This window comes from Pseudomonas sp. REST10, assembly GCF_029542605.1.
GTDB classification, from domain to species: domain Bacteria; phylum Pseudomonadota; class Gammaproteobacteria; order Pseudomonadales; family Pseudomonadaceae; genus Aquipseudomonas; species Aquipseudomonas khazarica.
This window is the reverse complement of sequence record NZ_CP035677.1, coordinates 1,997,238-2,010,655: the sequence shown is the minus strand read 5'-3', so window position 1 is coordinate 2,010,655 and position 13,418 is coordinate 1,997,238. Positions and strand designations below refer to the sequence as shown.

Below are 13,418 nucleotides of genomic sequence, written 5' to 3'. Positions count from 1 at the left end.
GCACACGGGCCAGTACAACGCATGGGCTCGGGAGATCAAGGACAGCCCATGCTAGGCGTCGCTATCGTCGAAGCTGTCGGGCACTGCACTCTCTGCAACCGCCACACTCGGTTCCTGTTCTGCCTGCATCACGACATGGGGTTGACCATGATCGAGAATGACCAGTGGCGAAGGTGGGAAGCGCGCCGGCGCTCAATGATCGGCAGGGCCAGGCTGCACCGGCTCATGCATACCGGCGTATGAGCCTCAGCGCGATGGCGCGGCTCCGAAGACTTGGCGAATATCGCCAAGTTTGCCCATCCCCCGCACCAGATCGAAGGCCAGCTGTGCTTCACTGGATTGCACCCTGGCAAAATCGCCAGCAAACGATTTCTCTGGAGCGCACCACTCGGCCGTCGGCGCCAGGCTGTGATGCCGACGGCAGGAATACTGAATCGCCCCGGATTTCCTAGACACTCTCCAAGCTCTGGAAATAGCGCTTTTCAAACTCCACTGGCGATAGCTGCATAGCGCTGCTGTGCCGGCGCTTGGGGTTATAGAACATCTCGATGTAATCAAACACATCACTGCGCGCTTCTTCGCGGGTGCCGTAGGTTTTCCGTCGGATGCGTTCCCGCTTCAGCAACTGGAAAAAGCTTTCCGCCACCGCGTTGTCGTGGCAGTTGCCGCGTCGACTCATGCTGCTGATCAGGTTGTTGGCCTTGAGGAAACTCTGCCAGTCCGAGCTGCTGAACTGGCTGCCCTGGTCGGAGTGGATCATCACTTCCTGCTTGGGCTTGCGTCGCCAGACCGCCATCAGCAACGCATCAATGGCCAGGTCGCTGCTCATCCGTGGCTTCATCGACCAGCCAATCACTTGGCGCGAAAACAGATCCAGCACCACCGCCAGGTACAACCAGCCCTCATAGGTGCGGATGTAGGTGATGTCGGTGACCCAGACCTTGTTCGGTTCGCTGACGTTGAACTGCCGCTCCAGGCGATTAGGCGAAGCCACCGTCGGCTTGCCTCCGTAATAGCCGGGGCGCCGACGATAACCGGTCTGCGAGCGCAGCCCCTCCACCTGCATCAGGCGAGCCACGCGGTGCCGGCCACAGGACTCGCCCAGCTCACGCAGGTCGTCATGGATCTTGCGGTAGCCATAGACCCCGCCGCTTTCCAACCAGGCATGTTTGATCAATCCGAGCAGGCGTTGATCTTCCTTGGCGCGTACCGATTTCGGCTCGACCAGCCAGGCGTAGTAACCGCTGGGATGCACCTTGAGGGTCTGGCAGAGACGCCGCACCGGGTACTCCACCGACAGTTTGCTGATGAAGGCGTACTTCAGCCTGACTCCTTGGCAAAGTACGCGGCGGCCTTTTTTAGGATGTCTCGCTCTTCGGTCACCCGCTTGAGTTCGGAGCGCAAGCGACGCAGCTCGGCCTGCTGATCATCTACCTGCTGCCGCTGTGCTTGGGGTTTGCTGTAGCGCTTTACCCAGGCGTACAGGCTGTGCGCGGACACGCCTAGACGCTCTGCCACATCGGCAACGCGCAAACCGCGCTCGGTAATGTGCTTGACCGCTTCGATCTTGAATTCTTCGGGGTAACGCTGGTTGCTCATGGCACCTCCTGATGGGCCTCATTATGAGGCTTGGAGGTGTCTACAAAACTAGGGGCGATTCAGGGCAGGATCAGTGACTGCGCCTCGCTCGGCGGACGGAAAACCGGCTCGATGTAATCGATGGGGAAACGGGCAGACATTCGCGGCACACTCGCAAAGGGAAAGCCCGCACAGTCTATATGTCTGCGGCGTGACTGCCGAGCCACGCCGCGCGCAGCGCTTCAGCGGCTGCGGCGTGTCAGCCGCCGATGATCTTCATCACCGTGACGCCACCGGAGAACGCCAGGTCCTGCTTGTCGCCCAGCGCCTTGACCAGCAGCCGCTGCAAGGCCGGCAAGGCCTGGTGACGCGGCTTGTCCAGCAGATCACCGACGAAGTGGCGGTTACTCGACGACAGGCAGCCGTGCAACCAGCCGGTGGACGACAGGCGCAGGCGCGAGCAGGTCCGGCAGAACGGCACGCTTTCGTTGGCGATCACCCCGAAATGACCGGCGCCAGGAATGGCATAGCGCATCGCGGTGGCATCCACCGGCGCACTGGCCTGCACGTACTGGTGGCGGCCGCCGATCAGCTCGAGCAATTCGGGCAGCCCCACGAACTGCTGGTTGAAGGCATTGGGGTCGCGCGCCAGGTGGCCCATGCGCATCAGTTCGATGAAACGCAGCTCGAAACCTCGCTCCAGGCAGTACTCCAGCAACGGCAGCACCTGATCGAGATTCTGTCCGCGCAGCGGCACCATGTTGACCTTGATCTTCATCCCGGCCTCACGCGCCGCTTCCATGCCGGCGAGCACCGTGGCCAGGTCGCCACCCCGGGCGATACCACGGAACGCATCGGCATCCAGGGTATCGAGCGAGACGTTGAGACGACGAATGCCGCACTCGACCAGCAGCGGCAGCTTGCGCTCCAGCAACTGGCCATTGGTGGTCAGACTGATGTCGTCGAGGCCGAACTGGCTGACCTGACGCAGGAAGGGTTCCAGGCGCGTGCTGACCAGCGGCTCACCACCGGTGATACGCAGGCGCTCGATGCCGGCGGCTTCGATCAGGTAAGCCACGCCACGCGCCATGGCGTCGGCAGAGAGTTCGTCCTGTGCGGCGACCAGGCGCTTGCCGTTCGGCACGCAGTAGGTGCAGGCATAGTTGCAGGCGGCGGTCAGGCTGACGCGGAGGTTGCGGAAGCGTCTGCCCTGGCGATCGACGATCATGGAGAACTCCAGTGGAGGAATGGGCTGGAGTATATCGCCATGTCGGCCACGGGACATTCCCATGGCCGACATGCAAGGGTCAGGCGTCGCGCTTGCGCTTGTTGCCCATGCGCACGCCGATGTCCATGAGGAACTGGAAGAAGCCTTCCTGATCCTCGAGCACGTTGCTCCAGAACGGCGAGTGATACAGCGCCACGGCGCCATGCACCAGCGCCCAGGCGGCGCAGTAGTGGAAGTACGGCGGCACGTCTTCCAGCTTGCCTTCGGCGATGCGGCCCTTGATCAGCTGGGTCAGGCGCTCGAAGTTGGAAGCACGGATCTTGTGCAGCTGCTCGACCATGTCCGGCACCTGGTTGCCCTTGACCACCTTCTCTTCCAGGCGGTCGAACAACCGGTAGCGCTGCGGATCACGCATGCGAAACTCGAAGTAGGCACGCGACAACGCTTCCTTGTCGCGATCGACATCGGCCGAATGCAGCAGCTCGTTGAGATCACGCTCGTAGTCGAGCATCAGGCGCAGGTAGATCTCCGCCTTGGACTTGAAGTGCTTGTAGATAGTGCCTTTGCCGATACCGACCGCGTCAGCGATCATCTCGACGGTAACGCTGTCTTCACCTTGCTCGAGGAAGAGTTTCAGCGCGGTATCGAGAATTTCTTGTTCGCGGCGACGGAATTCGCGGACCTTACGGGGTTCTTTCTGCATAAAGGGACTACGGGGTCAAAAATCGAAGCGGCCTATTATGCCCAAATGTAGCCAAATTGCACGGATCATCCGACCATGTACGTGTTTCATGATGAGTTTCCCCAGGAAGAAGGGCTGCGTTATCTCAACCATGCGGCGGTCGCACCCTGGCCGAAACGCAGTGCTGAAGCGGTTCGGCGGTTCTCGGAAGCGAACGTGGTCCACGGCGCGCGTGACTATTCCGACTGGCTGAAAGTCGAGCGTAGTCTGCGCGAACGCCTGGCGCGCCTGATGAACGCACCGAGCACAGGCGATATAGCCCTGGTCAAGAACACCTCCGAGGCGCTGTCCTTCGTCGCCTTCGGGCTGGATTGGCGCGCAGGTGATCAGGTGATCATCAGCAACGAGGAGTTTCCCTCCAACCGCATCGTCTGGCTCGCCCTGGCCTCACGGGGCGTCGAGGTGATCGAGGTCGGCCTGAGCGGCGGCGACCCGGAAGGCGCCCTGCTCGCGGCCATCGGCCCGCGCACGCGCCTGCTCTCGGTCAGCGCGGTACAGTTCGCCAGCGGCCTGCGCCTGGACCTGCCACGCCTGGGCCAGGGCTGCCGCCAGCACGGCGTGCTGTTCTGCATCGATGCCATCCAGCAGCTCGGCGCCCTGCCCTTCGACGTGCAGGCCTACGACTGCGATTTCGCCATGGCCGACGGGCACAAGTGGATGCTCGGCCCCGAAGGCCTGGGCGTGTTCTATTGCCGCACGGCGCTACGTGATCGCCTGCAGCTGCACGAGTACGGCTGGCACATGCTGGAACACGCCGGCGACTACACCCGCCAGGATTGGCAGCCGGCGCGCAGTGCCCGACGCTTCGAGTGCGGCAGCCCGAACATGCTCGGCGCCTTCGCCCTCGATGCGAGCCTGTCGCTGCTCGAGGCGGTCGGTATGCAACGGGTCGGCGAATGCCTGGAACAACGCGTGCAGCAGTTGAGCGAGGGCATTGCCAGACTGCCGGGCGCCACGCTGCACAGCCCGCTCGCGGCACAACGCCGGGCCGGCATCCTCAACTTCAGCCTGGCCGGTTGGGACAATGCGGCGTTACATCAGCGCCTGCGCGAGGATCAGGTGATCTGCGCGCAACGCGGGCTCGGCGTGCGCCTGTCGCCACATTTCTACACCTCGCAGCGGGTCATCGAGGAGACGCTGAACCTGCTGGCCCAGCTGGCAAAAGGGTGAGGACTCAGCAGCGCCCGGGGTATTCCAAATCTGTTTAAAAAACACACGATTCGCTCTGGACGCCCGGCCAGCATGGCCAATACTGAAAGTTACTGACGCGCGGCATCTCCCCCCAAGTGCCCCGTCAGCCGAGGTACCGTGGACCGCGTACCTTGATTTACTCCTAATGGTCTTGACCCGGATTCATCCCCCAGAGTCCGGGTTTTTTTTGTCTGGCGTGCGGCCGCCGCGCAGGCGCTCCGGCCATGCCTCGACCTCAGGCGACGCCGGCCAGCGGGAACAGTCGCTTGAAGTTGCTGGAGGTCTGCTCGGCCAGGGTCTCGTAGCTCACGCCACGCAACACGGCCAGGTACTCGGCGACCTCGCGCACGTATTGCGGCAGGTTGGGCTTGCCGCGATGCGGCACCGGTGCCAGGTAAGGCGAATCAGTCTCTACCAGCAGGCGATCGGCCGGCACCTGACGGGCGACCTCGCGCAGCGCTTCGGCATTGCGGAAGGTGACGATGCCGGACAGCGAGATGTAGAAGCCGATGTCCAGCGCCGCCCTGGCCATTTCCCAGTCTTCGGTGAAACAGTGCAGTACGCCGGTCTGCGGCAGCGCGGCTTCGCGCAGCAGCGCCAGGGTATCGGCACGGGCCTCACGGGTATGCACGATGACCGGCTTGCCGGTGATACGCGCCGCCTCGAGGTGCAGGCGGAACGAGGCCTGCTGCAGGCCGGCGGACTCGGGCTCGTAGTGATAGTCCAGCCCGGTTTCACCAATGGCCACCACCTTCGGATGCGCCAGTTCGCCCAGCAGCCAGTCGAGTGCCGGCGCCGCGCCCGGCTCCAGGTCCAGCGGGTGTACCCCCACCGAGCAGTCGACATCCGCGTAGCGCTCGGCCAGGCCTTTCACGGTCGCGGCGTTGTCGGCACTGACGCCGATGCACAGAAAATGCCCCACGCCAGCGGCACGTGCCGCGTCCAGGGCAGCATCCAGCGAACCGCCATGGGCGGCGAGGTCGAGACGATCAAGGTGGCAGTGGGAGTCGATCAGCACAGCGGGAAACTCGGGCAAAGGGAAAGCCCGAATTGTAATCGAAAGCGAACGCTGACTGCCTGACCGGCAAGTGCCTGGCCGCGACGAGGCAGGTTCGCGGCCGGCTACGTTACATCGTGTGGGTCGGGCGGTCGGACTTCAGCGCACCGGCGAGGTAGGTCTCGATCTTGTTGCGTGCGGTGTTGTCACCGTCGTTGAACTGCACCCCGACCCCGGCAGCGCGGTTGCCCTGGGCGCCTTTCGGGGTGATCCACACCACCTTGCCGGCGACCGGGATCTTTTCCGGCTCATCCATCAGGTTGAGCAGCATGAACACTTCGTCACCGAGCTTGTAGCTCTTGTTGGTGGGGATGAAGAGACCGCCATTCTTGATGAAAGGCATATAGGCCGCATACAGCACGGACTTGTCCTTGATGGTCAGGGACAGGATTCCGTTACGGGGCCCAAGATTGGGTGGCAGGCTCATCAGCGCATTCCTAGCGTTTATTGCTTAATGGTTGATTCTAGGGCCTGTTCATGCTGCTACGCAAACCAGCGCATGGCCCACAGCCAGCAGAATGTGACGCCCTGCCGAATCCGACGGCTGCCGGGTCAGCCTCGCCCCGTGGCAGGTAGCGCGGCCCACTGCACCAGCAGGGCCTCGAGCAGCAGTACGCGATTGAGGTTGGCCTTACCCATTACCTTCTGCCGCTGCGCCAGCAACCACTCCTGGATGGCCAGCACCTTGTCCTGTGCGGTCTTGTCCGCCAGGTACTGCACCACCTTGCGCATGTCGGCCTGGCCCAGCCCCTCCTCGTCCCGGGTCAGCTGGTAACGCAGCATGAGCTGCGCCCAGTCGCAGAACCAGTCGAACAGCAGATTCAGCGGCAGCGCGTTCCAGCTCTCGGCCAACTGGCTGGGCGATACCTGCTGCTTGAGCAGCTTCTTCACGCCCTCCACCGCCTGGGCGCGCTGTTCGCGCACGCCCTGCGCGTGCATGCGCAGCGCCGCCAGGGGCGAGCCCGCAGCGAGGGTCAGCAGATCGGCACGTTCCTCGTCGCCCTGCTCGGGCAACGCCTGAGCCAGCCAGACCAGGCTCACGGCCTCGCTCGGCAACGGACAGGCCTGCTGCACGCAGCGGCTCTTGATGGTCGGCAACAGGCGACTGGGCTGATGGCTGATCAGCAACAGCACGGTGTTGCCGGACGGCTCTTCCAGGCTTTTCAGCAGTGCGTTGGCAGCATTCAGGTTCATCGCCTCGGCCGGCTCCAGCAACACCACCTTGCGCCCGCCGAGCTGCGCGGTCTGCACCACGAACTCGACCAGCTCGCGAACCTGGTCGACCTTGATCGGCTTGTCCGCCTCCTCGGGTTCGAGGACGAAGTTGTCAGGATGGGTGCCCGCCGCCAGCAGGTGACAGGACTTGCAGTTGCCGCAGGCATCCAGCCCGTTCGGGCTGAGGCACAGCAGCCGCGCCATCAGCCGCTCGGCCAGGGCGCGCTTGCCGATCCCGGCCGGACCATGCAGCAGATAGGCATGGGCATGCTGTGCGCGCCCGGCCAGCTGCTGCCAGAGATTCTCCTGCCAGGGGTAGACCTCAGCCACGGCACGCCTCCAGCAGACTCGGCAACAGGGCATCTATATCGGCCTGCACCTGCGCCAGGCTCTGCCCGGCATCGAGCACCCGATAGCGCTGTGGCGACTGTTCGGCACGCGCCAGGTAGGCGTGACGAACCGACTCGAAGAAACTGCGCTGCTCCTGCTCGAAACGATCCAGGCGACCACGGGCAGCGGCGCGGGCCAGGCCGACCTCCACCGGCAGGTCGAAGATTAGCGTCAGGTCTGGACGCAGTTCCCCCTGCACGAACTGCTCGAGCTGCGCGATGCGCGCCGTGGAAAGACCGCGCCCACCGCCCTGGTAGGCGTAGGTGGCGTCGGTGAAACGGTCGCACAGCACCACGCTGCCCCTGGCCAGGGCCGGACGAATGACCTGCTGCAGATGCTGGGCGCGCGCGGCGAACACCAGCAGCAGCTCGGTATCGGCCGCCATCGGCTCGTCACTCGGCGCCAGCAGCAGTTCGCGAATGCGCTCGGCCAGCGGTGTGCCGCCAGGCTCGCGGGTGAGCAGCACGTCGACGCCCTGCTCGCGCAGACGTTCGGCGAGGTACTCGCGGTTGGTGCTTTTACCGGCACCTTCCGGGCCTTCCAGGGTAATGAACAGACCGGTCACGGATTGCCCTTATTCAGTTTCGGCCGCCGCGCTGGGCGCGGGGCTGGAGCGATAGTCGGCACGGCGCTTGAGCTGGTACTCGCGAACGGCGCGGTTGTGCTCGGCCAGGCTATTGGAGAACACGTGGCTGCCGTCGCCCCTGGCGACGAAATACAGCGACTTGCCTTCACGCGGGTTGAGCGCGGCATGAATGGCCTCGCGGCCGACCATGGCGATCGGCGTCGGCGGCATGCCATCGATGGTGTAGGTGTTGTAAGGCGTCGGGGTACGCAGATCGGCACGGGTGATCCGCCCCTTGTAGCGCTCGCCCATGCCGTAGATCACGGTAGGGTCGGTCTGCAGACGCATGCCGATGCGCAGGCGCCGCACGAACACACCGGCGATCTCGCCACGCTCTTCGGGTACGCCGGTTTCCTTCTCGATCATCGAGGCCATGATCAACGCATCGTAAGGCTCGCGATAGGGCAGCCCCTCGGCGCGCTGCTGCCATTCCTCGGCTAGCACGGATTCGAGGCGGGCATTGGCCTGCCTGAGCAGGTCCTCGTCGCTCATGCCACGCACGAAACGGTAGGTATCGGGGAAGAAACGCCCTTCCGGGTTCTGCCCTCCGAGGCCCAGGCGCTCCATCAGCTCGTCGTCGGAGAGATCGGCCAGGCGCTGCTGCAGACGCTCCTGGCGCGCCAGTGCAGCGCGGACCTGGCGGAAGTTCCAGCCCTCGACCAGGGTCATGCTGTACTGCACCACCTCGCCGCGCCGCCACAGATTCAGCACATCCTGGGCCGTCTGCTCGGGCAGCAGGCGGTATTCGCCGCTGTGCAGCGCCGGAGCACGCAGGTTGAAACGCCAGTACAGGCGCAGCCAGAAGGCATTGTCGATCACCCCATCGGCTTGCAGGCGATTGAGCAGGCCGCCGGGTGTCGCGCCCGCAGGCACTTCCAGCAGCAGCTCGTCATTCAGATGCAGGGGTTGCTCGAGCGCCCTCTGCTGTTGCCAGGCGGCAACCACTACCAGCAGCGCAGCCAGTAGCACGCCGCACTCGAGCAGCACCAAGATCTTGCGTAGCACCAGTTATTTACTCAATAGGTCGCGAACGATGGCCTGCAGTTTACGGGTGAGCGGCCCGACCGGCCAGTATCGTTCCTGCAACGCCCGTACCGGCCAGATGCCGTAGAGGCTGTTGCAGAGAAAGACTTCGTCCGCCGCCAGCAGTTCGTCGTGGGAAATGTCCCGTGATTCGATGGGCAGACCGAGGCGCTCGGCCTGATGCAGGATCTCGGCGCGCATCACCCCCGCCACGCCGCAGCGCGACAGCTCGGCGGTCAGCAAGCGCCCCCCGACCACCAGGAACAGGTTGCTGTAGACGCCCTCGATCACCCGCCCCGCGCAGTCACGCATCAGGCCTTCGGCGCAGTCGGCATCCTGCCATTCGGCACGTGCCAGCACCTGTTCGAGACGATTGAGGTGCTTGAGCCCGGCCAGCAGCGGCTGCTCGGCCAGACGGGTCGCGCAGGGGAACAGGCGCACGCCCTGCTCGGCATGCTCGGCTGGGTAGTGCGGCATGGGCGCCGCCTGCAGGATACGCAGAGGCTGGCAAGGTTGTGGCGGCGCATAACCACGCTGCCCCTGGCCACGGGTAACGGTGAGCTTGGCCACGCCGTCACCGAGCTGCGCGGCGAACGCCTGCAGCTCGTGTTGTATCAGGGTCATGTCGAGCGCGATGGACAGGCGCTGACAGCCTTGCGCAAGACGCGCCATGTGCCGCGCCAGCAGCGCGATCTGCCCGCCACGCACGGCGATGGTCTCGAACAGACCATCGCCGTAAGCCAGGCCACGGTCGCGAACCGACAACTGCTCGCCGGGCGCGCCGTTGACCCAGCTCAGCATCAGCCGTGGAACCGACGGAACAGCAGCGAGCCGTTGGTGCCGCCGAAGCCGAAGGAGTTCGACAGGGCGATCTCGATCGGCATGGCCTTGGCCTGGTGCGCCACGAAGTCCAGGTCGCAGCCTTCGTCCGGCTCGTCCAGGTTGATGGTCGGCGGTGCGACCTGATCGCGCAGCGCGAGGATGCTGAAGATCGCCTCCACCGCACCGGCGGCACCCAGCAGGTGGCCGGTCATCGACTTGGTCGAGCTGACCGACAGCTGATAGGCATGCTCGCCGAACACGCTCTTCAACGCAGCCGCTTCGGCGAGATCGCCGGCCGGGGTGGAAGTGCCGTGAGCGTTGACGTACTGCACCTGGTCAGCGTTGATGCCGGCATCGCGCAGGGCGTTGGCCATGCAGCGAGCGGCACCGGCGCCATCCTCGGGCGGCGAGGTCATGTGGAAGGCGTCACCGCTCATGCCGAAGCCGATCAGCTCGGCATGGATGGTGGCACCGCGCGCCTTGGCGTGCTCGAGCTCTTCCAGCACCAGCGCACCGGAGCCATCGGACAGCACGAAACCATCACGGCCCTTGTCCCAGGGACGACTGGCCCTGGTCGGCTCGTCGTTACGTGTGGACAGCGCACGCGCCGCGCCGAAGCCGCCCATGCCGAGGCCGCAGGCCGCCATCTCGGCACCACCGGCGACCATCACGTCGGCTTCGCCGTAGGCGATGTTGCGCGCGGCCATGCCAATGCAGTGGGTGCCCGTGGTGCACGCCGTGGCGATCGCGTAGTTCGGCCCCTGCAGACCCAGGTGGATCGACAGGAAGCCGGAAATCATGTTGATGATCGAGCCCGGCACGAAGAACGGCGAAATGCGCCGTGGCCCCTGCTCGTGCAACGATTTGCAGTTGTTCTCGATATTGGTCAGGCCGCCGATACCGGAGCCCATGGCCACACCGATGCGCTCGCGATTGGCGTCGGTGATATCCAGGCCAGAATCACGCACGGCCTGGAAGCAGGCAGCGAGACCGTACTGGATGAACAGGTCGAGTTTGCGCGCCTCCTTGGCGGAGAGGTACTCCTCGACGTTGAAGTCCTTGACCGACCCGCCAAAACGGGTGGAGTAGGCGGACAGGTCCATGTGTTCGATCAGACCGATGCCACTGCGCCCGGCCAAAATGCCCTGCCAGCTGCTCGGCACATCGTTACCCAGCGGCGACAGCATGCCCATACCGGTAACCACGACGCGTCTACGCGACACAGCAATCTCCTCTTGTTCTACTCAGGCGCTGCATGCGCCCTGCACGTAAAGAAAAGCCGCACGCCTGTTTAGGGCAGTGCGGCTTTTCTCGGTCAGAAAGCTGACGGTGACTTATTGCGCGTGGGCAGTCACGTAGTCGATGGCTTCCTGAACGGTGGTGATCTTCTCTGCTTGCTCGTCCGGGATCTCGGTCTCGAATTCTTCTTCGAGAGCCATCACCAGCTCAACGGTGTCAAGAGAGTCGGCACCCAGGTCTTCGACGAAGGAAGCGCTGTTGGTAACTTCCTCTTCTTTAACGCCAAGTTGCTCGGCAACGATTTTCTTGACGCGTTCTTCGATGGTGCTCATACCTTGTTTTCACTCCTAATTGGACAAATCCAGGCAGCTGGTAGCGGCCAAGTGTATAGAAAGGGTTTTTAGCATTTCAAGCTGAATGCCGGGGAGCCCCCAGGAACACTTCAACGATCTGTCTATAAACCTGTTGCAGCTTTATAACGGATTTTAGACAGCGACTATGACAGTTTTCTGATGGCTCGCGTCACATTCAGCTCATGTACATACCGCCATTCACCGGGATAGTAGCCCCGGTGACGTAACCTGCGCCATCGGAAGCCAGGAAACCGACCACCTTGGCGATCTCTTCGGCCTGCCCCAGACGACCCAGCGGAATCTGCGTCAGCAGCGCATCGCGCTGGGCTTCCGGCAGCTCGCGAGTCATGTCGGTGTCGATGAAACCAGGAGCCACCGAGTTGACCGTGATACCACGGGAACCCACTTCACGCGCCAGTGCGCGGCTGAAACCTTCCAGGCCGGCCTTGGCAGCAGCGTAGTTGACCTGCCCGGCGTTGCCCATGGCCCCAACGACGGAACCGATGTTGATGATGCGCCCGAAACGCGCCTTGGTCATGCCACGCAGCACGGCCTTGGACAGGCGGTAGAGGCTGTTCAGGTTGGTATTGATGACGTCGAACCACTCGTCGTCCTTCATGCGCAGCATCAGGTTGTCACGGGTGATGCCGGCGTTGTTGACCAGAATCAACGGCTGGCCAAGATGTTGCTGGATATGTTCGAGGGTGCTGGCAACGGATTCGTCGTTGCTCACGTCGAGCACCAGGCCGGCGCCTTCGACACCGTTGGCCTTCAGGGTTTCGGCAATACGCTCGGCGCCCGAGGCGCTGGTGGCGGTACCGATGACGATGGCGCCCTGACGGCCCAGCTCCAGAGCGATGGCCTGACCGATACCACGGCTGGCGCCGGTGACCAGCGCGACTTTACCTTGCAGACTCATGTGCTTCTCCTTTCCAAAACCGTTTCAAGCCAGCGCAGCGCGAGCGGCAGCGAAGGCGTCGGGGGTATCCAGGTTGTGGGTATTGATACCCTTGACGCAGCGCTTGTTCAGACCACCGAGCACCTTGCCCGGGCCGCACTCGACCAGATCGGTCACGCCCTGCTCGGACAGACGCACGATGGACTCGACCCAGCGCACCGGGCTGTACAGCTGAGCCAGGAGGTCGGCCTTCAGGGTGGCCAGATCGGATACCACGGCAGCACTGACGTTCTGCACCAGCGGAATCTGCGGGGCCTGCCAGCTCAGCGCCTCGACCGACTCGGCGAAACGCTCGGCGGCGGGCTTCATCAGCGCGCAGTGCGACGGCACGCTGACCGGCAGCGCCATGGCGCGCTTGGCGCCACGCGCCTTGCAGGCCTCGATGGCGCGTTCGACGGCAGCGGCGCTACCGGCAATCACCACCTGACCCGGGGCGTTGAAGTTGACCGCGCTGACCACGTCACCCTGCGCCGCTTCGGCACAAGCGGCCAGCACGTCGGCGTCCTCCAGACCGAGAATCGCCGCCATGCCGCCCTGCCCGGCAGGCACGGCCTGCTGCATCAGCTGACCACGGCGCTCGACCAGTTTCACGGCATCGGCGAACGCGATGCTGCCAGCGGCAACCAGCGCGGAGTACTCACCCAGGCTGTGACCGGCGACGAATGCCGGCTTGGCGCCGCCCTCGGCCTGCCACAGACGCCACAGGGCGATGGAGGCCGTGAGGATGGCCGGCTGGGTCTTGTCGGTCTGGTTCAGTTGCTCTTCCGGACCTTGCTGGGTCAGCGCCCAGAGGTCGTAGCCGAGGGCTTCGGAAGCCTCGCCGAAGGTATCAAGCACCAGCTTCTGCTGGGCACCGTGATCAGCGAGCATGGCCAGGGCTTGCGAACCCTGACCGGGGAAGACGAATGCGAGGGATGCAGACATGAATAAGTCCCTTGAGTCGAAAAACCAGCGCCAGGCGAGCCTGGCGCAGCAAACTGACAGTTGGATGACAGGC

The 13,418-nt window shown here is 63.9% G+C and carries 14 protein-coding genes; 1 reads left to right on the top strand and 13 read right to left on the bottom strand.

Annotated elements, in window-relative coordinates:
• Positions 1–448: 448 nt before the first annotated feature.
• The 3 genes from EWH21_RS09495 to EWH21_RS09485 form a co-directional block, all read right to left on the bottom strand.
• Positions 449–1,599 (bottom strand): IS3 family transposase gene (locus EWH21_RS09495; RefSeq protein ID WP_277700365.1). Its coding sequence is split into 2 segments (ribosomal slippage): positions 449–1,362 and positions 1,362–1,599, totalling 1,152 coding nucleotides; the frame shifts between segments, so codons are not numbered across the junction.
• Positions 1,600–1,837: 238 nt separating this feature from the next.
• The gene (locus EWH21_RS09490) at positions 1,838–2,806 is read right to left on the bottom strand and encodes a radical SAM protein (protein ID WP_047591247.1); all 969 of its coding nucleotides are present in this window, start codon (positions 2,804–2,806) and stop codon (positions 1,838–1,840) included.
• A 79-nt stretch (positions 2,807–2,885) separates the two neighbouring features.
• Entirely contained in the window at positions 2,886–3,509 is a 624-nt protein-coding gene (locus EWH21_RS09485; protein WP_037048515.1) for a TetR/AcrR family transcriptional regulator, read from the bottom strand.
• 75 nt (positions 3,510–3,584) lie between these two features.
• On the opposite strand from EWH21_RS09485, the gene EWH21_RS09480 reads away from it, so the two are divergent.
• Positions 3,585–4,718, top strand: coding sequence for an aminotransferase class V-fold PLP-dependent enzyme (locus EWH21_RS09480; protein WP_277700364.1), 1,134 nt, complete (start codon positions 3,585–3,587; stop codon positions 4,716–4,718).
• Between the two features lie 256 nt (positions 4,719–4,974).
• Here the strand turns inward: EWH21_RS09480 and EWH21_RS09475 are convergent, their stop codons facing one another.
• From EWH21_RS09475 to fabD, 10 genes are all read right to left on the bottom strand, one after another.
• On the bottom strand, positions 4,975–5,757 hold the full coding sequence (locus EWH21_RS09475; protein ID WP_277700363.1) for a TatD family hydrolase: 783 nt from the start codon (positions 5,755–5,757) through the stop codon (positions 4,975–4,977).
• A gap of 109 nt (positions 5,758–5,866) precedes the next feature.
• Positions 5,867–6,223 carry a PilZ domain-containing protein gene (locus EWH21_RS09470; protein ID WP_003245164.1) on the bottom strand — a complete coding sequence of 119 codons (357 nt, stop codon included), beginning with the start codon at positions 6,221–6,223 and terminating at the stop codon, positions 5,867–5,869.
• A 125-nt stretch (positions 6,224–6,348) separates the two neighbouring features.
• Positions 6,349–7,341 carry a DNA polymerase III subunit delta' gene (locus EWH21_RS09465; protein WP_277700362.1) on the bottom strand — a complete coding sequence of 331 codons (993 nt, stop codon included), beginning with the start codon at positions 7,339–7,341 and terminating at the stop codon, positions 6,349–6,351.
• Positions 7,334–7,966 carry a dTMP kinase gene (tmk, locus tag EWH21_RS09460; RefSeq protein ID WP_037048525.1) on the bottom strand — a complete coding sequence of 211 codons (633 nt, stop codon included), beginning with the start codon at positions 7,964–7,966 and terminating at the stop codon, positions 7,334–7,336. The genes EWH21_RS09465 and tmk overlap by 8 nt, the downstream gene beginning before the upstream one ends.
• A 9-nt stretch (positions 7,967–7,975) precedes the next feature.
• Positions 7,976–9,031, bottom strand: coding sequence for an endolytic transglycosylase MltG (mltG, locus tag EWH21_RS09455; protein ID WP_179553855.1), 1,056 nt, complete (start codon positions 9,029–9,031; stop codon positions 7,976–7,978).
• Between the two features lie 3 nt (positions 9,032–9,034).
• On the bottom strand, positions 9,035–9,850 hold the full coding sequence (gene pabC / locus EWH21_RS09450) for an aminodeoxychorismate lyase (protein WP_277700361.1): 816 nt from the start codon (positions 9,848–9,850) through the stop codon (positions 9,035–9,037).
• Entirely contained in the window at positions 9,850–11,094 is a 1,245-nt protein-coding gene (fabF, locus tag EWH21_RS09445) for a beta-ketoacyl-ACP synthase II (protein ID WP_037048531.1), read from the bottom strand. The genes pabC and fabF overlap by 1 nt, the downstream gene beginning before the upstream one ends.
• A gap of 111 nt (positions 11,095–11,205) precedes the next feature.
• On the bottom strand, positions 11,206–11,442 hold the full coding sequence (acpP, locus tag EWH21_RS09440) for an acyl carrier protein (protein ID WP_003245177.1): 237 nt from the start codon (positions 11,440–11,442) through the stop codon (positions 11,206–11,208).
• A gap of 196 nt (positions 11,443–11,638) precedes the next feature.
• Positions 11,639–12,382 (bottom strand): 3-oxoacyl-ACP reductase FabG, encoded by a 744-nt coding sequence (gene fabG / locus EWH21_RS09435; RefSeq protein ID WP_037048534.1) that lies wholly within the window; start codon positions 12,380–12,382, stop codon positions 11,639–11,641.
• A 24-nt stretch (positions 12,383–12,406) separates the two neighbouring features.
• Positions 12,407–13,345, bottom strand: a complete 939-nt coding sequence (gene fabD / locus EWH21_RS09430) for an ACP S-malonyltransferase (RefSeq protein ID WP_179553853.1) — start codon at positions 13,343–13,345, stop codon at positions 12,407–12,409.
• Between the last annotated feature and the right edge of the window lie 73 nt (positions 13,346–13,418).

Coding starts and splice junctions, on each gene's coding strand:
- EWH21_RS09490 (WP_047591247.1), bottom strand. CDS start 2,806: ATGATCGTCGATCGCCAGGGCAGACGCTTCCGCAACCTCCGCGTCAGC.
- EWH21_RS09485 (WP_037048515.1), bottom strand. CDS start 3,509: ATGCAGAAAGAACCCCGTAAGGTCCGCGAATTCCGTCGCCGCGAACAA.
- EWH21_RS09480 (WP_277700364.1), top strand. CDS start 3,585: ATGTACGTGTTTCATGATGAGTTTCCCCAGGAAGAAGGGCTGCGTTAT.
- EWH21_RS09470 (WP_003245164.1), bottom strand. CDS start 6,223: ATGAGCCTGCCACCCAATCTTGGGCCCCGTAACGGAATCCTGTCCCTG.
- pabC (WP_277700361.1), bottom strand. CDS start 9,850: ATGCTGAGCTGGGTCAACGGCGCGCCCGGCGAGCAGTTGTCGGTTCGC.
- acpP (WP_003245177.1), bottom strand. CDS start 11,442: ATGAGCACCATCGAAGAACGCGTCAAGAAAATCGTTGCCGAGCAACTT.
- fabG (WP_037048534.1), bottom strand. CDS start 12,382: ATGAGTCTGCAAGGTAAAGTCGCGCTGGTCACCGGCGCCAGCCGTGGT.
- fabD (WP_179553853.1), bottom strand. CDS start 13,345: ATGTCTGCATCCCTCGCATTCGTCTTCCCCGGTCAGGGTTCGCAAGCC.